The sequence below is a fragment of the Kribbella sp. NPDC000426 genome (genome assembly GCF_040300265.1).
Lineage (GTDB): Bacteria > Actinomycetota > Actinomycetes > Propionibacteriales > Kribbellaceae > Kribbella.
In genome coordinates this window covers 576,624-598,810 of sequence record NZ_JBEPDK010000006.1, presented here as the reverse complement: position 1 = coordinate 598,810, position 22,187 = coordinate 576,624, and the positions used below count along the sequence as shown (strand labels likewise).

The 22,187-nt window shown below is 69.0% G+C and carries 19 protein-coding genes; 17 read left to right on the top strand and 2 right to left on the bottom strand.

The window, feature by feature from the left end; translation table 11 throughout:
• The first annotated feature begins 1 nt into the window (after position 1).
• From ABT313_RS31535 to ABT313_RS31475, 13 genes are all read left to right on the top strand, one after another.
• Complete coding sequence (locus ABT313_RS31535) at positions 2–421, top strand: hypothetical protein (RefSeq protein WP_350861305.1); 420 nt, start codon at positions 2–4, stop codon at positions 419–421.
• Entirely contained in the window at positions 422–1,237 is an 816-nt protein-coding gene (locus ABT313_RS31530) for a TlyA family RNA methyltransferase (RefSeq protein WP_350861303.1), read from the top strand. It begins immediately after the preceding gene.
• A 9-nt stretch (positions 1,238–1,246) separates the two neighbouring features.
• Positions 1,247–2,167, top strand: a complete 921-nt coding sequence (locus tag ABT313_RS31525; protein WP_350861301.1) for an NAD kinase — start codon at positions 1,247–1,249, stop codon at positions 2,165–2,167.
• 4 nt (positions 2,168–2,171) lie between these two features.
• Positions 2,172–3,902 carry a DNA repair protein RecN gene (gene recN / locus ABT313_RS31520; RefSeq protein WP_350861299.1) on the top strand — a complete coding sequence of 577 codons (1,731 nt, stop codon included), beginning with the start codon at positions 2,172–2,174 and terminating at the stop codon, positions 3,900–3,902.
• A gap of 97 nt (positions 3,903–3,999) precedes the next feature.
• Positions 4,000–5,181 carry a putative cytokinetic ring protein SteA gene (gene steA, locus ABT313_RS31515; RefSeq protein ID WP_350861297.1) on the top strand — a complete coding sequence of 394 codons (1,182 nt, stop codon included), beginning with the start codon at positions 4,000–4,002 and terminating at the stop codon, positions 5,179–5,181.
• A complete protein-coding gene (locus tag ABT313_RS31510) occupies positions 5,178–6,125 on the top strand; it encodes a copper transporter (protein ID WP_350861295.1) in 948 nt (315 codons plus the stop codon). The genes steA and ABT313_RS31510 overlap by 4 nt, the downstream gene beginning before the upstream one ends.
• Position 6,126: 1 nt before the next feature.
• Positions 6,127–6,936: a hypothetical protein gene (locus ABT313_RS31505; RefSeq protein ID WP_350861293.1), complete on the top strand. Its 810-nt coding sequence runs from the start codon at positions 6,127–6,129 to the stop codon at positions 6,934–6,936.
• Positions 6,915–8,492 carry a murein biosynthesis integral membrane protein MurJ gene (gene murJ / locus ABT313_RS31500; protein ID WP_350861291.1) on the top strand — a complete coding sequence of 526 codons (1,578 nt, stop codon included), beginning with the start codon at positions 6,915–6,917 and terminating at the stop codon, positions 8,490–8,492. Before ABT313_RS31505 ends, murJ begins: the two co-directional genes overlap by 22 nt.
• Complete coding sequence (locus tag ABT313_RS31495) at positions 8,489–9,514, top strand: glycosyltransferase family 4 protein (protein ID WP_350861289.1); 1,026 nt, start codon at positions 8,489–8,491, stop codon at positions 9,512–9,514. The genes murJ and ABT313_RS31495 overlap by 4 nt, the downstream gene beginning before the upstream one ends.
• Before the next feature lie 21 nt (positions 9,515–9,535).
• The gene (gene pyrG / locus ABT313_RS31490) at positions 9,536–11,245 is read left to right on the top strand and encodes a CTP synthase (RefSeq protein WP_350861287.1); all 1,710 of its coding nucleotides are present in this window, start codon (positions 9,536–9,538) and stop codon (positions 11,243–11,245) included.
• The gene (locus tag ABT313_RS31485) at positions 11,242–11,898 is read left to right on the top strand and encodes an NUDIX domain-containing protein (protein ID WP_350861285.1); all 657 of its coding nucleotides are present in this window, start codon (positions 11,242–11,244) and stop codon (positions 11,896–11,898) included. The genes pyrG and ABT313_RS31485 overlap by 4 nt, the downstream gene beginning before the upstream one ends.
• Before the next feature lie 393 nt (positions 11,899–12,291).
• Positions 12,292–15,669 (top strand): GH92 family glycosyl hydrolase, encoded by a 3,378-nt coding sequence (locus ABT313_RS31480; RefSeq protein WP_350861284.1) that lies wholly within the window; start codon positions 12,292–12,294, stop codon positions 15,667–15,669.
• Positions 15,670–15,683: 14 nt separating this feature from the next.
• Positions 15,684–16,409 carry a peptidylprolyl isomerase gene (locus ABT313_RS31475; RefSeq protein ID WP_350861282.1) on the top strand — a complete coding sequence of 242 codons (726 nt, stop codon included), beginning with the start codon at positions 15,684–15,686 and terminating at the stop codon, positions 16,407–16,409.
• On the opposite strand, the gene ABT313_RS31470 is transcribed toward ABT313_RS31475, so the two are convergent.
• On the bottom strand, positions 16,395–17,000 hold the full coding sequence (locus ABT313_RS31470; protein WP_350861281.1) for a hypothetical protein: 606 nt from the start codon (positions 16,998–17,000) through the stop codon (positions 16,395–16,397). The genes ABT313_RS31475 and ABT313_RS31470 overlap by 15 nt on opposite strands.
• A 28-nt stretch (positions 17,001–17,028) precedes the next feature.
• Here ABT313_RS31470 and ABT313_RS31465 point away from each other — a divergent pair, with 28 nt between their 5' ends.
• Positions 17,029–17,433 carry a cupin domain-containing protein gene (locus ABT313_RS31465; RefSeq protein WP_350861279.1) on the top strand — a complete coding sequence of 135 codons (405 nt, stop codon included), beginning with the start codon at positions 17,029–17,031 and terminating at the stop codon, positions 17,431–17,433.
• 4 nt (positions 17,434–17,437) lie between these two features.
• Here the strand turns inward: ABT313_RS31465 and ABT313_RS31460 are convergent, their stop codons facing one another.
• Positions 17,438–18,268, bottom strand: a complete 831-nt coding sequence (locus tag ABT313_RS31460; RefSeq protein ID WP_350861277.1) for an LLM class F420-dependent oxidoreductase — start codon at positions 18,266–18,268, stop codon at positions 17,438–17,440.
• Positions 18,269–18,585: 317 nt separating this feature from the next.
• On the opposite strand from ABT313_RS31460, the gene ald reads away from it, so the two are divergent.
• From ald to ABT313_RS31445, 3 genes are read left to right on the top strand one after another with little or no spacing between them, the layout of a single operon-like run.
• Positions 18,586–19,701 carry an alanine dehydrogenase gene (gene ald / locus ABT313_RS31455; protein ID WP_350861275.1) on the top strand — a complete coding sequence of 372 codons (1,116 nt, stop codon included), beginning with the start codon at positions 18,586–18,588 and terminating at the stop codon, positions 19,699–19,701.
• A 2-nt stretch (positions 19,702–19,703) separates the two neighbouring features.
• Entirely contained in the window at positions 19,704–20,630 is a 927-nt protein-coding gene (xerD, locus tag ABT313_RS31450) for a site-specific tyrosine recombinase XerD (protein WP_502884043.1), read from the top strand.
• 10 nt (positions 20,631–20,640) lie between these two features.
• The gene (locus ABT313_RS31445; RefSeq protein WP_350861273.1) at positions 20,641–21,885 is read left to right on the top strand and encodes a low temperature requirement protein A; all 1,245 of its coding nucleotides are present in this window, start codon (positions 20,641–20,643) and stop codon (positions 21,883–21,885) included.
• Positions 21,886–22,187: the final 302 nt, after the last annotated feature.

Sequence of the window (22,187 nt, the reverse complement as noted above, 5' to 3'; positions counted from 1 at the left end):
CGTGACCGAGCATCCTGGCGAGCAGTTCCCACCGGACATGGACCCTGACGTCGAGCCCGGCGTCGACCCGTACGAGTCCGAGCAGACGCCCGCCCACCCCGATTACGACACCGAGCCCGGCGGCCAGGACGCCGCCGAGCACACCGAAACAGCTGAGCATGTGGACCCGGCCGCCGTGGAGTTCGGCCCGGAGTTCGCCCGGCCGCCGGGACAGGAGTACGAGCACTCCTTCGAAGCCGAATCGGCCGAGGACCCCGCCGAGAGCGAGGGCGGTCACCCGCTGGTCGAGGAGACCATGGCCCGGCTCGACGAGCTGCGCGACCGGCCGGTGAGTGACCACGGCGAGGTGTATGCCGACCTGCACGACCGGCTGCAGAGTGCCTTGGTGGAGGCGGACGCCGAGCAGGGCGACCGGAGCTGAGTGGCCAAGGCAGCCAAGCGTTCGCGGCTCGACGCCGAGCTGGTACGACGTGGCCTGGCGCGGTCACGTGAGCATGCGAGCGAGCTGATCGCGGCCGGCAAGGTGAAGGTGTCCGGCACCGTGGCCGGCAAGCCCGCGACCGGGGTCGGCTCGGACGCACCGATCGTCGTCGACACGTCCGAGCACGAGGATCCCGGCTACGCGAGCCGCGGTGCGCACAAGCTGATCGGGGCGCTCGAGGCGTTCCCGGCGGTCCGCGTCAAAGGCCGCCGTACCCTCGACGCCGGTGCGTCGACGGGCGGTTTCACCGACGTACTGCTGCGCAACGAAGCCGCACACGTGATCGCTGTCGATGTCGGGTACGGCCAGCTGGTGTGGGCGTTGCAGACCGACGAGCGGGTCACGGTGATGGACCGCACCAACGTCCGGACGCTGACGCTGGACGACATCGGCGGTGAGCCGGTCGATCTCGTCGTCAGCGATCTGAGTTTCATCAGCCTCACGCTCGTGCTGCCCGCGCTGATCGGTGTGGTCGATCCGGACGGCGATCTCGTGCTGATGGTGAAGCCGCAGTTCGAGGTCGGCAAGGACCGGCTCGGCAAGGGCGGAGTGGTCCGCGACCCGGAGCTGCGGGCCGACGCCGTACGCTCGGTGGCAGCGAAGGCTCACGACCTGGGGTGGGGAATCGAAGGGGTGGCGGCCAGCCCACTGCCTGGTCCGTCAGGAAATGTCGAATACTTCCTGTGGATACGCCGGGAAGCGCCGGCTCTCGATGAGACGATGCTGCAAAGCGCCATCGAGCGCGGGCCGCAGTAAGGAGGCAGGGTGCACGAGCCAAGGCGCGTGCTGCTGGTGACGCATACCGGCCGGGAGCAGGCGGTCGAGGTCGCCCGCGAGGCGCATCGGTTGCTGACCGGCGCCGGGATGCTGGTCCGGCTGCTCGGCGTCGAGGCCGAGGCGCTCAAGCTGGACCCGGTCGAGGTGGTCGACGACCCGGAGAAGGCGGCCAACGACGTCGAGCTGATCATGGTCCTCGGCGGCGACGGCTCGATCCTGCGCGGCGCCGAGCTGGCCCGCCCGCACGGTACGCCGGTGCTCGGGGTGAACCTGGGCCACGTCGGGTTCCTGGCCGAGGCCGAGGTCGACGACCTCGAGCGGATCGTCCAGGTGGTCGTCAACCGCAGCTACGCGGTCGAGGAGCGGATGACGCTGGCCGTCGACGTCCGGATGAACGACGACCTGATCTTCGAGACCTGGGCGCTGAACGAGGCGAGTGTCGAGAAGGCCGCCCGCGAGAAGATGCTCGAGGTCCTGGTCGAGGTCGACGACCGCCCGCTGTCGCGCTGGGGCTGCGACGGCGTCGTCGTCGCGACCCCGACCGGCAGTACGGCGTACGCGTTCTCCGCGGGCGGACCGATCGTCTGGCCCGAGGTCGAGGCGATCCTGATGGTCCCGCTGAGCGCGCACGCGTTGTTCTCCCGGCCGATCGTGGTGGCGCCGACGTCGCGGCTGTCGATCGAGCTGGTCCCGACCTGGAACGGGCGCGGGGTGCTGTGGTGCGACGGCCGGCGGATGGTCGAGGTGCCGCCCGGCGCCGAGATCACGGTCCGCCGGGGTGCGACGCCGGTCCGGCTGGCGCGGGCGCACGAGGCCCCGTTCACCGACCGGCTGGTGGCGAAGTTCGACCTCCCGGTGCTCGGCTGGCGTGGGGCCGCCGAGCGCAAACGCAACGGAAACGGAAACTAGAGCCATGCTGTCAGAGATCCGCATCACCGGGCTGGGTGTGATCGAGGACGCGACGCTGGACCTCGACCCCGGATTCACCGCCGTCACGGGTGAGACCGGCGCCGGCAAGACGATGGTCGTGACCGGCGTGAACATGCTGCTCGGCGGTCGCGCCGACAGCGGCCTGGTGCGGCACGGGACCCGCCGGGCGCGGGTCGAGGGCCGGGCCAGCGCCGTACCGCGGGCAATCGTGCAGCAGGCCGAGGACCGCGGCGGCGAGCTGGACGACGACGAGTTGCTGATCGCGCGTGAGCTCTCCTCCGAGGGTCGCTCGCGGGCGTTCCTCGGCGGTGCGTCGGTGCCGGTGTCCGTGCTCGGCGAGGTGTCCGGCGACCTGGTCGCGATCCACGGGCAGGCCGACCAGTGGCGGTTGCTGCAGCCGGCAAGGCAGCGCGAAACGCTGGATACCTTTGCAGGTAAGGCGGTTCTCGTCCCCCTGCAGGAGTACTCCGCGGCGTACAAGCGGCACCGCGAGGTCGAGGCCGAGCTCACCGAGCTGACCACGCGCGAGCGTGACCGCCTCGCCGAGGCCGACCTGTTGCGCTTCGGTCTGGACGAGATCGCGAAGGCCGAGCCGTTGTCCGGCGAGGACACCGAGCTCGCCGCCGAGGAGGAGCGGCTCGCATACGCCGACGGTCTGCGTACTGCGGCCACGTCGGCCGGCGACGCGCTGGCCTCCGAAGACCTGGACTCGACGCGGCCGAACGACGTACTCGGCTTGCTGGCATTGGCGAAGCAGGTGCTGGACGGCGAGCGCGACCACGACGCGAAGCTGGCCGAGCTGGCCGACCGCGCGGGCGAGCTCGGGTACCTCGCGGCCGACCTGGCGCAGGAGCTCTCGTCGTACGCCGCTGATGTGGACACCGATCCGGCGAGGTTGGCCGTGGTCAGCGAGCGACGTTCCTTGCTGCACGGACTGGTGCGCAAGTACGGCGCTGAGCAAGGCACCGTGGACGAAGTACTGGACTGGACGAAGCGGTCGGCGGCGAGGCTCGCCGATCTCGACGGCAGCGACGAGCGGGTCGAGCAGCTGACCGCGGAGCGCGCCGAGCTGGACGCGAAGCTGGCCGAGCTCGGTCAGCAGATGCGGGATGCCCGGATCGAAGCCTCGCAACGACTCGGCGTCGCGGTGTCCGAAGAGCTGACCGGGTTGGCGATGCCGCACGCGAAGCTCTCGGTCGAGGTGCACGAGACCGCGGCCGGTCCGTTCGGCATCGACGAGGTCGAGTTCTGCTTCGCGGCGAACCCGGGCAGCCCGGCCCGCCCGCTGCAGAAGGCCGCGTCCGGCGGTGAGCTTTCGCGCGTGATGCTCGCGCTCGAGGTGATCCTGTCCGACACACATCCCGTGCCCACGTTGGTGTTCGACGAGATCGACGCCGGTATCGGCGGCCGCGCCGCGGTCGAGGTCGGCAAGCGGCTGGCGCGATTGGCCGAGAAGGCACAGGTGATCGTGGTCACCCACCTGCCGCAGGTCGCCGCGTTCGCGGACCGTCACGCAGTGGTGCTGAAGAGCGACGACGGCTCGGTCACCACCAGCGGTCTGGTCGCGCTCGACGACGACGCCCGGTTGAAGGAACTGTCCCGGATGATGGCCGGACTGGAGAACTCCGACGCCGCCCAGGCGCACGCCGAGGAGCTGCTCGCACTGGCCGCGGAACGGCACAAACCACGCAAGAAGAGTCGTTCCAAAGGATGATTTGACGCACAGTCACTGTTATTTCAGTGCGTTAACAAGGGCCTGCCCGGGTAAATGAACCGGAAGGTGCCTCTTGACATGGCAGGATGAGAGGGCGATGAGACTGCCCAGCCTGCGGAGAGCACGACCCACTGAACTGCCCGGAGTCACCGGAGTGGTCCGGCTGGATCGACGTACCAAGAATCTCACCAAACGTCTCAAACCGGGCGAGATCGCGGTCATCGACCATGTTGATCTGGACCGGGTGAGCGCCGAGGCGCTGGTCGACTGCAAGGTCGCCGCGGTGGTGAACGTGGCCGACTCGATCAGCGGCCGGTACCCGAACCTCGGCCCGGAGATCCTGGTCGAAGCCGGTATCCCACTCGTCGACGGCGTCGGCCGCGAGGTGTTCTCGGTCCTGCACGAGGGCGAGCACGTCCGGCTCGACGACGGCACGCTGTACCGCGGTACCGAGGCGGTCGCGAAGGGCATGGCCCAGGACAGCAAGTCGGTCGCGGAGCTGATGGACGACGCCCGCGCCGGCCTGTCGACCCAGCTCGAGGCGTTCACCGCGAACACGCTGGAGTACCTGCGGCGCGAGAAGGACCTGCTGCTCGACGGCGTCGGCGTACCGCACATCCACACGTCGATGGAGGGCAAGCACGTCCTGATCGTGGTCCGCGGGTACGACTACCGCGACGACCTGGTCGCGCTGAAGTCGTACATCCGTGAGTACCGGCCGGTGCTGATCGGCGTCGACGGCGGCGCGGACGCGCTGGTCGAGAACGGCTACGTCCCGGACCTGATCGTCGGCGACATGGACTCGGTCAAGGACGAGACGCTGAAGAGCGGCGCCGAGGTGGTCGTGCATGCCTACCGCGACGGCCGCGCTCCCGGTTCGGAGCGGCTCGAACGCCTCGGGGTCGAGTCGATCGAGTTCCCGGCCACTGGCACCAGCGAGGACGTCGCGATGCTGCTGGCCGACTCCAAGGGCGCCTCGCTGATCGTCGCGGTCGGCACCCACAACTCGCTGGTGGAGTTCCTGGACAAGGGCCGCTCCGGGATGGCGAGCACGTTCATCACCCGGTTGCGGGTCGGTGCCAAGCTGGTGGACGCCAAGGGCGTCGGCCGGCTGTACCGAAGCCGGGTCTCTACTCTTCAGGTCGTCGCGCTCGCCGCGGCCGGCCTGTTCGCACTCGGCATGGCGCTGGTCGCGATCGGCGCCGACGACTTGCTCTGGTCGATCCTGCGGGCGCGCTGGAGCGACTTCGTCTACTGGATCCGGGAGCTGTTCACGTGATCGACTTTCGCTACCACATCGTCTCGATCGTGGCGATCTTCTTCGCCCTGGGCGCCGGTGTGGTGCTCGGCGCCGGCCCGCTGAAGGGCACCGCCAGCGAGGTCGTCGCGGCCCAGGCCGACAAGGATCGTCAGCAGCTCGCCGACACGCGCGACGAGCTGACCCAGATGAAGGCGCTCGACAAGTACCGCGACGACTACGTCGCCAAGGTGACCGCCGGGCTGACGCACGACAAGCTCGCGGGCAAGAAGATCGCGATCGTCACGATGCCGAACGCCGACAGCGACCTGAGCGACGGCGTGCAGGGCGAGCTGGAGAAGGCCGGCGGCGTCGTGAACACGAAGGTCGCGCTGGACGCGAAGCTGTTCGACACCGGTCAGCGGCAGCTGGTCGAGTCGCTGGTCAACCAGCTCGTCACCGCCGACATGGACTTCCCGAAGGACAGTACGACGTACCAGCGGGCCGGGCTGTTGCTGGCGCGCGGGATCGCGGCGAAGGAAGAGGGCAAGACCGCCGACGCCGACTCGACCAAGGTGGTCAGCGGGCTGACCGGCGCGAAGCTGCTGTCGTTGAAGCCGTCCTCGCCCAAGGACCGGGCCAGCTTGATCGTCGTGATCGCCGCCAAGCCGCCGACACCGGCGCCGGACAACTCGACGTACGCCGACGCCGTCGACTTCATCAAGGGGCTGGACATCGGCAGCGGCGGGGTCGTTCTCGCCGGGACGCCGGCCAGTGCGAGCGACGGCGGACTGATCAAGGCCTTGCGGAGTGACTCCGAGGCCACCAAGATCGTTTCCTCGGTGGACGTGGCCGATCTCCCCGCCGGGCAGATGACGGTCGTCTTCGCGCTGGCCGAGCAGGTCACCGGGAAGGCGGGGCAGTACGGCGCGATCAACGCGAAGGACGGCGTCGCGCCGTCGGCCGTACAGACGAAGGACAACTGACGTGGGAATTCTGAGCGCCGTCGTTGCGGCGGCCGCTACTGCCGGGCTCGAGCGTGCGGCAAAGAAGCTGCCGAAGGAGAACCGGGAGCCGTTCGAGCGCACCAACCACCGCGGTGAGTCGGTGACGCTGCTCGAGGGCCCGGTCGCGGTGCTCGGCGCGCTCGCGGGCGTCGCCGCGTCGCGCGGCAACGGCAAGGTGAAGGCTGCCGCGCTGGTGGCCGGAGCGGTGTCCGGCGCGGTCGGTGCGTACGACGATCTCCGTGGGACCACGCAGGCCAAGGGTTTCCGCGGCCACCTCAGCGCGTTGAAGCGCGGCGAGGTGACCAGCGGAGCGGTGAAGATCCTCGGCGTCGGCGCCGCCGGTCTCGCGGCCGCCGCGCTGCTGCCGCGCAAGTCCAGCGGTGTGAAGGCGTTCGCCGGAGTGGTTGCCGACGGCGCCTTGATCGCCGGCACGGCGAACCTCACGAACCTGCTCGACCTGCGCCCGGGCCGCGCGCTCAAGGCGGTCACGGCGCTGAACGCCCCGCTCGCCGTCGTGAGTGGTCCGGCCGGCGCCGTCGTCGGCGCTGCAGGTGCGTCCGCGCCCTCCGACCTCGGCGAGCGCTCGATGCTCGGCGACTGCGGCGCGAACGGCCTCGGCGCGATCACCGGTACGGCGCTGGCCGCGTCGCTGCCGCGCCCGCTGAAGACCCTCGTGCTCGCGGCGGTCGTCGGGCTGAACCTGGCCAGCGAGAAGGTCAGCTTCACCAAGGTCATCGCCGACACCCCGGTCCTCGACAAGATCGACCAGTGGGGCCGACGACCCAGGTGAGTCGGGTCGCCCGCGCCGCACTGGTTGTCGCGGCGATCACTGTTCTGGCGCGGGTGGTCGGGTTCGCCCGGTGGTTGGTGTTCTCGAAGACCGTCGGTGCCGGCTGCCTGGCCGAGGCCTACACGACGGCGAACCAGCTGCCGAACATCCTCTTCGAAGTCGTCGCCGGCGGTGCCCTGGCGGGTGCCGTCATCCCGGTGCTGGCCGGGCCGGTGGCGCGCGGGGATCGAGCGGCGCAGGGGCGGATCATCGGGGCGTTGCTGTCCTGGTCGTTCGTGCTGCTGACGCCGGTCGCCTTGCTGGCCTGGGTTCTGGCAGGCCGCTACACCGATGCGATGCTCGACCCCGGCGCCGACTGCGGCAGCACGACGGCGACGGCGACCCGGATGCTCGCGATCTTCGTGCCGCAGGTCTTCGGGTACGCCGTGGCGGTGATCGCGACCGCAGTACTCCAGTCCCACAAGCGTTTCGCGGCCGGGGCGATGGCGCCGCTGATCTCGAGTCTCGTGGTCGTTGCCACCTACTTCGTGTTCGCCGCCGCGGCACCGAACGCGGACGGTGCCGCGCGGAGCGCGACCGACCTGCTGGCCTGGGGTACGACGGCCGGCGTCGCGGCGCTCGCCCTCACGGTGCTGGTGCCGATGCTGTTCCTGCGGCTTCCGATCAGGCCGACGCTGCGGCTCGATCCCGGCGTCGGCCCGGTCCTGCGCAGGCTCGCGCTCGCGGGTCTCGCCGTACTCGTCGCGCAGCAGCTGACCTTCGTCGTGACGACGTACCTGGCCAACCATCGTGGTGTGCCGGGCAGCATTGCGGTCTACACGTGGGCCAACGCGGTCTACCTGTTGCCGTACGCCGTGCTCGCCGTTCCGATCACGACCGCCGTGTTCCCGCGGTTGGCGGCCGCGTTCGACGCGGGGGAGCGGTTCGAGCACTACGCGGCGACCTCGACCCGCGCGGTGATGCTGGCGGGCGGTGCGGGTGCCGCGCTGCTGGTCGGCACCGCCGTACCGGTCGCGAGGATCTTCGCGTACGACGACGGCGCCGTTCAGGAGGCTAGAGCGACCCTGCTCGTCGACGGGCTGATCTTCTTCGCTCCAGCGGCGATCGGCTTCGCCGTACTGATGCATGTCGGCCGGGTGCTGTATGCGCGGCACTGTGGTCGTGAGGTGGCTGTTGTGACGTCTGGGGCGTGGGTACTGGTGGCCCTGGCCGGTGTGGCGCTGACTGCACGGTGGGCAGCGGTGCCCGCACTGGCGGCAGCGATGTCGGTCGGCATGGTGATCGGCGCGGTTGTGCTGCTCGGAGTACTGCGAAGGGAGGCGGGCCCCACTGTGCTGGCCGGATTCGCCCGTGCGACCCTTGCAGCGTTGGTCGGTGCCGCGCTGGCAGGAGCGGCAGGCTGGCTGGTCTCGGTGCCGGCCGGTGACGCCGGACCGGCGAAGGCGGTCGTGTTCGCAATCCTCTCCGGCCTGGCCGTCGTCGGACTGTACGCCGGTGTCGTGCTTGTCTTGGATCGCGCGGATGCTCGCGCACTCGTTCGACGGGAGAAGCCATGAGGATCGGGCTGCTGCTCGCGGAGTCGCGGGGCGGCATCGGGCAGCACGTCGCCTCCCTGGTGCCGCGGTTCGTGAGCGCCGGGCACGAGGTGATCGTGTGCGCACCGCCCGGGACCGCCGAGCACTTCGAGTTCGGTCCGGCGACAGTGGTCACGCAGGCGGCCGGGCTGCGCGGCTGCGACGTGATCCATGCACACGGGTACCGCGCCGGCATGACCGCGCTGCGGGACCGGTCGCGGCTACGCCCACTCGTCGTCACCTGGCACAACGCAGTGATCGCGCCGGGGCCGCGTGGCCTGATGATGCGGATGGGGCAGCGGTTGGTTGCCCGGGGCGCGGATCTGACGCTGGGTGCCTCGAGCGACCTGGTGGAGCTGGCGAAGAGCCTGGGCGCCCGCAACGCTCAGCTGGCTCCAGTGGCCGCTCCTGCGATGCCCCGGATCCGTACGCCGCGCGCTGAAGTCCGGGACAAGCTAGGGGTCGGCAACCGGCCCATGGTGCTCACCATCGGCCGGCTGGCGCCGCAGAAGGACTACCCGACGCTGCTGTCGGTGGCTGCGAGGGTCCACGAGTCCACTCCGCACGTCGTCTTCGTCGTCGTCGGGGACGGACCGTTGCGGGACAACCTGCAGGCGCGGATCGACGCCGAGCAGCTGCCGGTGCAGTTGCTGGGACACCGCAACGATGTGGCCGACCTGCTCGGTGCGGCCGACGTGTTCTTGCTCACTTCGCACTGGGAGGCCCGGGCGCTGGTCCTCCAGGAGGCCATGCAGGTCGGCGTACCGGTCGTGGCGACCGCGGTGGGTGGCGTGCCCGAGCTGGTCGGGGACAGCGCCGTACTGGCGTTTCCCGGCGACGCCGACGGGTTGGCAGATGGGGTCCGGGCGGTTCTGGCCGAGCCGGAGACCGCGAACGCTATGCGGACACGAGGCCGGGAGTTGTCCGCCCGGTGGATGGACGAAGACGCGGTGGCAAAGAATCTGCTCGACATCTACGCGGGTCTCGTCGCGACCGGTGGTTGACAAGAGGTAGGCTGGAGACCCGTGGACAGGGCTTCGACTTCCCAGCAGACCAAGCACGTATTCGTCACCGGTGGCGTGGCATCCAGTCTCGGCAAGGGACTGACAGCGTCCAGCCTCGGCAGCCTGCTGACGGCTCGGGGCATCCGCGTCACGATGCAGAAGCTGGATCCGTATCTGAATGTGGATCCCGGCACGATGAACCCGTTCCAGCACGGCGAGGTGTTCGTCACCAACGACGGCGCCGAGACCGACCTGGACATCGGGCACTACGAGCGATTCCTCGACCGGGACCTCTCCGGCGTCGCCAACGTGACCACCGGACAGGTCTACTCCAGCGTGATCGCCAAGGAGCGCCGCGGCGAGTACCTCGGCGACACCGTGCAGGTCATCCCGCACATCACCAACGAGATCAAGGAACGGATGCTCGCGATGGCGGGCCCCGACGTGGACGTCGTACTGCACGAGATCGGCGGCACGGTCGGTGACATCGAGTCGCTGCCGTTCCTCGAGGCCGCGCGGCAGGTCCGGCACGACGTCGGCCGCGACAACGTGTTCTTCCTGCACATCTCGCTGGTCCCGTACATGGCGCCGAGCGGCGAGCTGAAGACCAAGCCGACCCAGCACTCGGTCGCCGCGCTGCGCTCGATCGGTATCGCGCCGGACGCGGTCGTCTGCCGGGCGGACCGGCCGATCCCGGAGAGCGTGAAGCGGAAGATCTCGCTGATGTGCGACGTCGACCAGGAGGCCGTGGTGGCCGCCCCGGACGCGCCGTCGATCTACGACATCCCCAAGGTGCTGCACGCCGAGGGCCTCGACGCGTACGTCGTCCGCCGGCTGAACCTCCCGTTCCGCGACGTCGACTGGACCCGCTGGGACGAGCTCCTTCGGGTCGTGCACCACCCGAAGGACGAGGTCACCGTCGCGCTGGTCGGCAAGTACATCGACCTGCCGGACGCGTACCTGTCGGTCGCGGAGGCGCTGCGTGCGGGCGGGTTCGACAACGACGCCCGGGTGAACCTGCGCTGGATCGCCTCCGACGAGTGCGCCACGCCCGAGGCCGCGGCCCGGCTGCTCGGTGACGTCGACGCGATCTGCATCCCCGGCGGCTTCGGGGTGCGCGGTATCGAGGGCAAGATCGGCGCGATCCGGTTCGCCCGCGAGCAGGGCATCCCGATCCTCGGGCTGTGCCTGGGCCTGCAGTGCATGGTGATCGAGGTGGCCCGCGACCTGGCCGGTCTGGTGGACGCGAACTCCAGCGAGTTCGACCCGGACGCCGAGCAGCCGGTGATCGCGACGATGGAGGAGCAGAAGCACATCGTCTCCGGCACCGGCGACATGGGCGGCACGATGCGGCTCGGGCTGTACCCGGCGAACCTCGCCGACGGCTCGATCGTCCGCGGCCTGTACGGCGCCCCGTCGATCCAGGAGCGGCACCGGCACCGCTACGAGGTGAACAACGCGTACCGGGACAAGCTGGAGACCGCCGGCCTAGTGTTCAGCGGGCTGTCCCCGGACCACGAGCTGGTCGAGTTCATCGAGCTGGACCGGTCCGTGCACCCGTACTTCGTCGCCACGCAGGCGCACCCGGAGCTGCGGTCGCGGCCGACCAAGCCGCACCCGTTGTTCTCCGGCCTGGTCGCGGCCGCGCTGGACCGTCAGCGTGAGTCCCGGCTGCCGGTCGAGGAGCCGAAGCCGGCAGCGGCCAAGAAGACGCCGGTCAAGGCCCGATGACGGACCACCCTGAGCTGCGGTTCGGCGCTGGGCTCGCCGACCAGCCGGAGCACTGGCCGGTCTCCTCGTCCGAGGTCGTGCACGAGACCGGCCGGGTGATCTCGGTACGGCGGGACACGGTCGCTCCGGTCGGCGCCGAGCCGTTCGTGCGGGACGTCGTCGTACATCCCGGTGCGGTCGGTGTGGTGGCGCTGGACTCGGCGAACCGGATGTTGCTGGTGCGCCAGTACCGGCATCCGGTCGGCTACAAGCTGCTGGAGCCGCCGGCCGGCCTGCTGGACGTGCAGGGGGAGCAGTACCGCCTGGGCGCCGAGCGCGAGCTGTGGGAGGAGACCGCGACCAAGGCCGCCGACTGGCGGATCCTGGTCGACGCCTTCACCTCGCCCGGGCTCACCAACGAGGCGGTCCGGATCTTCCTGGCCCGCGACCTGTCGCCCGCCGACGAGACCTTCCAGCGTGAGGCCGAAGAGGCCGACATGGAGACCGTCTGGGCGCCGCTCATCGACGTGGTCGGCGCCGTCCTGGCCGGCCAGCTCCAGAACCCGATCCTCGTGATGGGCTCCCTGGCCGCCTGGACCGCCCTCAACGGCCCCGGCTTCGACACCCTCCGCCCGGCCAACTCGCCTTGGCCGGCCAAAGACAGAAGGATATAGAGGGAGTTGGGTGCCTGGCTGGCCTCGGCTCTTGGGTGGACTGCCCAGGAGGGCTGACACGAGCTGTTTCGTCGCCAGTACCTCGCGGTTGTCGAACGCGCTGGTCGGCTCGGGTTCATGCCGGCGGAGCACCTGGTCGAGCAGCCAGGCGGCACCGTCAACCTGCGGCCGGCCACCTCAGCCGGCAACCACTCGAAATCTCTTCTGTTCTTTGCTGTTACTTCTTTTCAGAGCTTCTGGCGGGCTCTGTGGCGGAAGTGCTCTGCCTCGTGGCTGGTGTCGTGCCGGCGCGCTGCGGAGTTGCGGAACTGTCTGTAGTTCTTGACGTGCGGTCTGTAGGCGGGTATTTGTAGCTGACAACGATGTCACCCATCCTTGAAGGTTGGTCCGCCCATGCGTCGTTCTGTGTTGTTCCGGCCTGCCCGTTTGCTGCTGGCTGGTGTTGTGATCGCAGGTCTTGTCCCGGCAGCCGCGTCGGCGGCTCAGGTGGTGCCCTCGCCGTCGCCGACCGGAGCCGGTGCTCATCCGACCACTGCCTCGCCGCCTGATCCGCTGGTTGCTGGGCTTCGGGGGCCTGAGGTAGTCGGGAGTAGCCGGATCACCGCGAGTTCTGCCGATCCGACCGAGCAGGTCGATCCGTTGATCGGGACGTCCAATGCGGGGAACGTCTTTCCCGGGGCGGTGTTGCCGTTCGGGATGTTCTCGTTCAGTCCGGAGACGAGTCGGGGGAATGCTTATCGGACCGCTGCACCCGGTGGGTATCTGTACGACGCGAACAGGATCCGCGGGTTCAGCCTCACGCATATGAGCGGGACCGGCTGTGCCGGTGGTTCGGGGGATATCCCGATCTTCCCGATGGCGGGTGAGGTGACGAGCTCGCCGCAGAGCGATGCGAAGGACGCGGTCTACGCGTCGACCTTCAGCCATGCCCAGGAGGTCGCGAAACCCGGGTACTACAAGGTCGGGCTCGACTCCGGCGTCACGGCCGAGTTGGCCGCGACGACGCGGACCGGGTCGGCGGCGTTCACGTTCCCGGCCGACAAGGCCAAGACGCTGCTGTTCCGTACGTCGAACTCCGAGGTCGGATCGAGCGACGCACAGGTCAGCATCGACCCGGCGCACCGGACCGTCAGCGGATCGGTGACGAGCGGCAACTTCTGCGGCTACCTGGCCAGCGTCGGGCAGCGCAGCTACTACACGCTGCACTTCGTCGCCGAGTTCGACCAGCCCTTCAAGAACCAGGGCACCTGGACCGACACCACGGTCACGCCGGGAAGCACGCAGGCGCACGGCGGTACGACGTACGGCACGGATGGCTGGATGCCGCCGAACAAGGGCTCCGGTGGGTACGTCGGCTTCGACAGCGATCGAGTGACGATGCGGATCGGCATCTCCTACGTGAGCGCCGCCAACGCTGCCGCCAACCTCAGGGCCGAGAACCCTCGCGGTACGTCGATCGGTGCGACTGCCCTGAAAGCCAAGCAGGCATGGCGGAAGCAGCTCGACCGGATCGAGATCACCGGCGGTACGACGGACCAGCGCACGACCTTCTACAGCGCGCTGTACCACGCGTCGCTGCACCCGAACGTGTTCAGCGACGTCAATCGCCAGTACTGGGGTTTCGACCAGAAGCCGCATTCCGTGGCACGCGGACAGGTAGCGCAGTACGCGACGTTCTCTGGGTGGGATGTCTACAGGTCGCAGCTGCAACTAGTTACATTGCTCGATCCGGATCGGGCCGGGGACATCGCGCAGTCGCTGCTCAACCAGGCCACCCAGAACGACGGCATCTGGGACCGGTGGACACATGCCTCCGGCAGTACGTCGGTGATGACCGGTGACCCGTCAGCTCCCGCGGTGGCAGGGATCTACGCGTTCGGCGGTACGAACTTCGACGCACAGAAGGCTTTGAAGTCGCTGGTGAAGGCGGCGACCGTTCCGACCGCGAAGGACCTCAGCTCCGCCGGCAAGCCGGTCATGACGATCGGCCAGCGGCCGTCGCTCGACAAGTACCTCGCGTTGCACTACGTCCCGACCAAGTCCAACGCGTGGGGCGGCGCTGTCGAGACGCTCGAGGATGTGACCGACGACTTCGCGTTGGCCCAACTGGCACAGCGCACCGGCGACAAGTCGACGTACAAGCAGTTCCTGGGCAGGTCGCAGTACTGGCAGAACGTGTTCAACCCGGACAACGGCGGCTACGTGCAGAACCGCGACGACAACGGCGCCTGGCCGGCGTTCACGCCGTCGACGTACGACGGGTTCGCCGAGGGCAGCAGTGCGCAGTACACGTGGATGGTCCCGCACAACCGGGCCGGACTGGTCGACGCGATCGGCGGTGTGGACGCGACGAACCAGCGGCTGGACGCGTTCTTCAAGAACCCGGACGGGACGTGGGCACTGACCGGTGCGGGCGAGCTGCACGCCGAGATGGACAACGAGCCGTCGATCAACACACCGTGGATCTACAACTACACCGGCCGGCCGTACCAGACGCAGGAGACGTTGCGGCAGGCAATGAACCAGCTGTGGAACACCAGCACCGGTGGGATTCCCGGCAATGACGACCTCGGTGCGATGTCATCCTGGTTCGTCTGGACCGCACTGGGTCTCTACCCGGATGTGCCGAGCCGGGCGGAACTGCAGGTCGCCGCACCGCTGTTCCCGCGGGCAGTGATCCACCGGGGCAGCCGGACGATCCGGATCAACGCTCCGGGTGCGGATGCGCAGTACGTGCAGTCCTTGAAGGTCAACGGGAAGTCGACGACCAAGCCGTGGCTGCCGGAGTCGTTCGTCCAGGATGGCGGGACGCTGGACTTCAAGCTGGGCACTGCGGCCAACACCTCCTGGGGATCTGCAGCCAAGGACGCACCGCCGTCGTGGCGGACCGGTGAGATCCCGTTCCAGACGTCCACGGACACGAGCCGGGTCGTTGTTGCTCCAGGCACCACCAGCGCACCGATCGCTGTGCAAGCTCACCGACTGAGTGGGACCGCACAGGACGTCACCTACACGATCAACGCACCCGCAGGCCTCACCGCGACACCGACTACTGGCACCTTCCACGTTGACAAGGTCGGCAGTGCCTCAGTGACGATCGCAGCAGCAGCTGGCACGCCGGACGGCCGCTACCCGGTCACGGTGTCGATGAAGGCCGCGGACGGTACTGCGTTGCCACAGGTCGGTTTCACCGTGGTCGTAGGTCTGCCGAACTCCTTCTTCGTACTGCGGGAAGGTGTAGGCATCTCCGACGACAACGGGGACCACACCGAGGCGGACTACGACGGCGGCGGCGTCAGCTACTCCCGCCAGGCGCTAGCGGCCGCAGGCCTCACACCGGGTGGCAGCGGAACCGTGCAGGGCCTTGCGTTCACGTGGCCCGACGTACCGGCCGGTGACCCCGACAACGTGCCGGCGGACGGTCAGCTGCTCAACCTGAACCTGCCCGCCGGTACGACGAAGCTGTCGTTCATCGGCAGCGCTGTGAACGGTAACCAGCAGACGACGGCGACGCTGAACTACGCCGACGGCAGTTCGTCGCCGATCGACCTGTCCTTCAGCGACTGGACGCTGGGTGGTGGCGGCGACACCCTGCACTACGGCAACGTGATCGTCGCGACCACGCCGTACCGCAACGAATCCGGCAGCGGCAAGGACAACGTCACCACGCACATCTTCGCCACTGCGCCTGTGACCTTGACCCAAACACCAGTGAGCATCACTCTGCCGGAGAACCGTGACTTGCGGCTCTTCACAGTGGCAGCAGGCTAGGGAGGGGACTGTTCATGAGGAAGACAAGCGTGATCGCGTGCGCGGTGCTGGCGGTGGCCAGCCTGCTGGTCGCTGCGGCACCGGCCGACGCAGCCGGTACGCCGGGAACCACTAACGGCCCATGTGGCTACACGGCGACTCCGGACGATCCGCCGGCTCGCCCGGTGTCGCTGCCACCGGATCCGAAGCACACGCCGGACAAGGGGATCGTCAAGGTTCTCGTGGCGACCAACCAGGGACCGATGCTGCTGTCACTGGACCGGGCGAAGGCGCCGTGCACAGTCCAGAGTTTCCTGCACCTGGCGAAGAGCCGGTTCTACGACTTCACCACCTGTCACCGGCTCACGCTCTACCCGACGCTGAAGGTGCTGCAGTGCGGTGACCCGAGCGGTACGGGCGAAGGCGGCCCGGGCTACTCGTACAAGGACGAGTTGCCGACCGATCTGCCGAATTGGCCGACCGATCCGACAGGTGTCAGCAAGGTCTACGCCCGCGGCACGGTCGCGATGGCGAACGCCGGACCGGACACCAACGGCTCGCAGTTCTTCCTCGTCTTCGGGGACTCGCGGCTGCGGCCGAACTACACCATCTTCGGCTCGGTGGACCGCTTGGGCCTGGCCACGCTCGACCGGGTCGCAGCCGGCGGGATCGTGCCCACACCGGACGACCCGGCTCCGGTCGACGGGACGCCGGTGCGGAAGACCGACATCCTGATCGCCCGGTCGCTAGGCAGCTGGTAGTCCGCGGCCGAAAGCCTCGCCGCCGTCCTCCGCGAGGGCGGCGGCGACCAGCCGGCAGTTCGCCGTGTACTCGTCGTCGGGGATCGTCGGCAGCATGTCGTCCCAGGCCGCGATCATCGCGCCGCGGAGCTGCATCATCCCGAGCGGCCGCGCCATGAACCACAAGTGGAAGTGCTCGCTGCCGTCACCCCACCGGTTGAAGTGCGTGCGCGCGACGCTGTCGATCCCCTGGATCGCCTTCGCCACCCGCTGGATCATCGGGCCGAGCGTCGCGGTCAACTCCGGCGGCAGGTTGTCGAGCCGGTAGTGCTCGTACGGCTCGAGCACCGCCACCAACGGCAGACCGGTCGCCGCGAACGACTTCAACGACCACTGCCCGTCCCGCCAGATCACCGCCCCGTCCGGATCGGCGCATTTCATGCAGGGCTTGCCACCGGCTTCGCCGCCCCGCGGCGGCTCCGGCAGCGCGGGCTCGGCCAGCGGCACGACCTGTACGTCGCCCTCGAACGGGAAGAACGGGTGTCCGAGCAGCGGCTCGGCCGACATGCGTTCGCCGTACGGAAGCCTGCGGTGGTAGTCAGAGGGCAGCATGCACCGCACTCTGCCGGAGAATCGGTTCATGGAGAAGCCGGAGCTCGCGACGCTGTTGGGGATGGAACCGCATCCGGAGGGCGGTTGGTTCAAGGAGACATGGCGCTCGGCGATCGAGTTCGAGCCCGAGGGCTACGGCGGACCCCGGGCCAGCGCCACCGCGATCTACTTCCTGCTGGCGCCGGGGGAGGAGTCGCGACTGCACCGGGTGCGGTCCGCGGAGATCTGGTTGTGGCACTCGGGCGGGCCGTTGACGCTGGAGTACGACGACGAGTCCGTCCTACTCGGCTCCGACGTACAAGCAGGTCAGCGTCCGCAGGTGGTCATCCCGGCCGGCGCATGGCAAGCAGCCCGGCCGGCCGGTGACGAACCTGTGCTCGTGTCCTGCGTCGTCTCGCCGGGCTTCGACTACGCCGACTTCACCCTGCGATAACCGGCTACACGAGCACAGTTGCCAGGGCCTCGTAGCCGGGGAGCAGGTCGATGCCTTCGCGGCCCAGTTGCTGGATGGCGACGTGGTCGGCGCCGGCGTCGAGGTGTGCCTTGAGGCCTTCGGCGACCTCTACGGCGGAGCCGTGCAGGACCATCGCGTCGACGAGGCGGTCGCTGCCGCCGTCGGCGATGTCGTCGTCGGTGAAGCCGAGGCGCTTGAAGCTCCTGGTGTAGTTCGACAGCTGCAGGTACGACGCGAGCCGGTCCCGCGCCGTTGCCCGCGCGACCTCCGGATCGGTCTCCAGCACGATCATCTGCTCCGGCGCGAGCAGCACGCCGCCGCCGAGGACCCGGCGCGCTTCCTTCGTGTGCTCCGGCGTCGTCAGGTACGGCAGCGCTCCGGCGGTCCGGGCGCCCGCGAGTTGCAGCACCTTCGGCCCGAGCGCGGCCAGCGCGCGCCGGTCGGCCGGCACCTTCGCGTCGTCCAGCTCGTCCAGGTAGCCGACGATCTTCTGGTACGGCGACGTGTACTCGCCGGTGGCCTCCCGGTGCCCGATCCCGACCCCGAGCAGGAACCGTCCCGGGTGCTCGTCCTCCAGCCGGTGGTACGACGCCGCGACGTCCGCCGCCGGCGACTTCCACATGTTCACGATGCTGGTGCCGACGGCAACCGAAGTCGTTGCGGCCAGCAACACCTCGGCGTCGCGCAGACCGGCCTCCGGCGAGCTGCCCAGCCAGAGCGCGCCGTACCCCGCCTGCTCCAGTCCTGCCGCGAGTTCCGGGCCGAAGTGCTGGGGTCCGTGCCAGACCCCGTACCGTCCCAGTTCGACTGCCACGCCGTACTCCTCTCGTCGATCGACCTCAGCGTGCAACCCGGGGCGGACGGGCTCCAGCACCAAGCATCCCTGACGGCAACGAATAGCCGTCAATGATCGTTGCCGAATCAGCGGTGACCGACGGTAGCCGGACGTCACTTCTTCTCCGTCGGATCATCTTCTGGGAAAGGTACTGTCAAGATCAGACCATCCGGTCGGGTGGTATGAACCGGACAGGCTTACACTCGGCAGCGACCTAGCGGCACACCCCTCAACCGCCGGGCCCGCGGACACAACGACGTGAGCCGCACACCTGGAACGTGAAAGAAGGGCGAGTTGTGAAGGTCGGAGTACCGAAGGAAGTCAAGAACCACGAGTACCGGGTGGCGATCACCCCGTCCGGTGTGCACGAGTTCGTGCGCAGCGGGCACGAGGTGCTGATCGAGCAGGGGGCAGGCAACGGTTCGCTGATCCCCGACGAGGAGTTCGTCGCGGCCGGGGCGCGGATCGTGCCGACGGCGGACGACGTCTGGGCCGACGCGGAGCTGGTGCTCAAGGTGAAGGAGCCGGTGGCGGAGGAGTACCACCGGATGCGCAAGGACCAGGTGCTGTTCACGTACCTGCACCTGGCCGCCAGTCAGGAGACGACCGACGCGCTGCTGACGTCCGGTATCACCGGCATCGCCTACGAGACCGTGCAGCTTCCCGACGGCACGCTGCCGCTGCTGGCGCCGATGAGCGAGGTGGCCGGCCGGCTCGCGCCGCAGTCCGGTGCGTACCACCTGATGGCGCAGGGCGGCGGGCGCGGCGTGCTGCTCGGCGGCGTGTCCGGCGTACACCCGGCCCGCGTGGTCGTCCTCGGTGCGGGTGTGTCCGGGATGAACGCGGCCGCGATCGCGCTCGGTATGCAGGCGCAGGTGCAGCTGTTCGACCGCAACATCGCGCGGCTGCGGCAGGCCGACCAGATCTACCAGGGCCACCTGCTGACGATCGCCTCGAACGCGTACGAGATCGAGCGTGCCGTGCTCGAGGCCGACCTGGTCATCGGCGCGGTGCTGGTGGTCGGTGCGAAGGCGCCGAAGCTGGTCACCAACGACATGGTCAGCCGGATGAAGCCGGGCAGCGTGCTCGTCGACATCGCGATCGACCAGGGCGGCTGCTTCGAGGACTCGCGTCCGACCACGCACGCCGACCCTGTGTACCGGGTGCACAACTCACTGTTCTACTGCGTCGCCAACATGCCCGGTGCGGTGCCGAACACGTCGACGTACGCGCTCACCAACGTGACGCTGCCGTACGCGATCGAGCTGGCGAACCTGGGCTGGCGCGAGGCGCTGAAGTCGGACCACAGCCTGGCGCTCGGCCTGAACACGTTCGACGGTCACGTCACCTACGGTCCGGTGGCCGAAGCTCACGACCTGTCACAGCTGAAGCTCGACGAGGTGCTGGTCTGAGCATCACCCGGGCAGTTGGCACCTACCTGGACCACCTGACGGTGGAGCGCGGCCTGGCCGCCAACACCCTGGCGTCGTACCGGCGTGACCTGCGCCGGTACGACGGCTACCTCGCCTCCGCCGGGATCGACGACCTCGGTCGGATCACGGAGGCCGTGGTCAGCGACTTCCTGATGCGGCTGCGCGAAGGCGACGCGGACCATCCGCCGCTGACCGCTTCCAGCGCCGGGCGGACGGTTGTGGCGGTGCGCGGGTTCCACAAGTTCTGCGTACGCGAGGGGCTGGCCGCTGTGGACCCTGCGGCGGCCGTGAAGCCACCTGTGCCGCCGCAGCGGCTGCCGAAGGCCCTGTCTGTCGATGAGGTGACCCGGATCCTCACAGCGGCCGCAGGAGCCGAGGCCGAGCCCGCCGTACTGGCCACTCGGGACGCTGCCCTGCTGGAGTTCCTGTACGGCACTGGAGCCCGTATCTCGGAGGCTGTCGGCCTGGACGTGGACGACATCGACCTGGAGGCCGGTGCGGTACTGCTGCGCGGTAAGGGCAGCAAGGAACGCGTAGTACCCGTCGGGTCGTACGCGCGCGACGCCCTGTCGGCGTACCAGGTCCGTGGTCGCCCTGACCTGGTGTCACGCGGACGCGGGACCCATGCGCTCTTCTTGAACGCCCGCGGCGGCCGCCTGTCCCGGCAGAGCGCCTGGACGGTACTGCGTCGTGCCGCGCAGCGGGCCGGGATCGCGAAGGAGATCTCCCCGCACACGCTGCGTCACTCGTACGCCACCCACCTGCTGGACGGCGGGGCCGACGTACGCGTGGTCCAGGAACTGCTCGGACACGCATCCGTCACGACTACCCAGGTGTACACGCTGGTGACGGTCGACAAGCTCCGCGAGGTCTACGCGACCTCGCACCCCCGGGCGCTCTCCTCTTAAGGTTCACCGCGTGAGTGAACAGACGGGGGCTGCCGAGGAGCGGCACGCGAGTTGGCTGGAGTTGTTCTTCGACCTGACCGTGGTCGCTGCGGCCGCGCAGATCTCGCACCGGCTGCACGGCGCCGAGACGATCGGGCAGGTCGCCATCTGTGCGGCGATGTTCTACGCGATCTGGAGTGTCTGGACGGCGACCAGCGTCTACGCCAACGTCGCGGGAGAGCACACCCGGCGGCGCTCCGTACTGCGGACCATGCTGGGCATCGGCGTGATGGCCGCGTCCGTACCGGGCGTGTGGCCTGGTCTGCTGCCCGGCCACAGCGACGAACCGCACGGTGGCAGCCGGACCGTGGCGTTCACTGTGGCTTTCCTGGTCTGCCGGGGCATCGCGGCGGGGTCGGCCAGCCGCGACGGGAAGGTGATCGGCTTCTGGCCGGCTACGCAGGGTGTCATGGCTGCGCCCTGGGTCGTCGCGCTCTTCGTGCCGGCCGAGACGGCGTACTGGCTCTGGGCGGGCGGGATCGCTGCCGACCTGATGTTCTCCGTGATGGGAGCCCGCAACCCGAAGGCGATGGAGCAGCGGGCGACCAGCATCCGCCGTCAGCAGGAGCAGGAGCAGCTCCGGGACAGGCTGTTGCGCCGCCTGTGGCACGGGCGTGCTGACCAAGCGCCGGCGAAACCGCCACTGATCACGACCGCGCAGGTCGAGCGGGGGCATCTGGACGAGCGGCTGGGGCTGTTCGTGATCATCGTGCTCGGAGAGGCGCTGGCGCAGGTCGTCGACGCCAACACCGAGCTGGACTGGGACTGGAAGGTCGGTCTGGCCTCGCTGGCGGCGTTCTGGCTGATGATCGAGCTCTGGCAGCTCACGACGCTGTACGGGTTCACCCCGGCGCCCCGCAGTACCACTCCGCTCGAGCCGTGGGCCGCACTGCTCGCTCACCTCGTCGTCACCGGGGCAATCGTGGCCATGGCGGCCGGACTGGGCGGTCTGATCCCGCATGCCGGGGAGCACCTGGAGACCAAGGAGCGCTGGTACCTGTTCGGAGGGCTCGCTCTGTACTTCGTGATCAGCGGCGTGGCCGGCGTGATCGGGAGGGTGCGGCTGCGCTGGTTCCTCGGCTGGCAGATCCCGTGTCTGCTCGTCTCGGTCCTCGTCGCCGTGCTGGCGCACTCGCAGCCCGCCTGGGTGCTCGCCGTCGTCGCGGCCGCCGTACCGACGTGGTTCTACAGCTACAACCGGATCGTGAAAAGCTAGACCCCGGTGTCGGGTAAGCGGAGACGGTGTGCGATCATCTGCTCACGGCCGGTGACTCCAGGTGAGTGATCGGCCAGGTTCGGAGCTTTGTCGACAAACAGCCCCACCCCGGTGCGGAGTGGCTGGTTGAGAGTGCTTGAATGCACGCTTACAGTCGCTGGGATCGCCCGTATCGGTTGAAAGGTTTGACGAGTCATGAACGAGTCGACATTCCCGGGCACCGAGCACGTGACCGACCACCTTTCGGGCCGCATCCCGGGGCACCAGCCGACCCCGGAGCCGGCCCAGCCGTTCAGCACGCC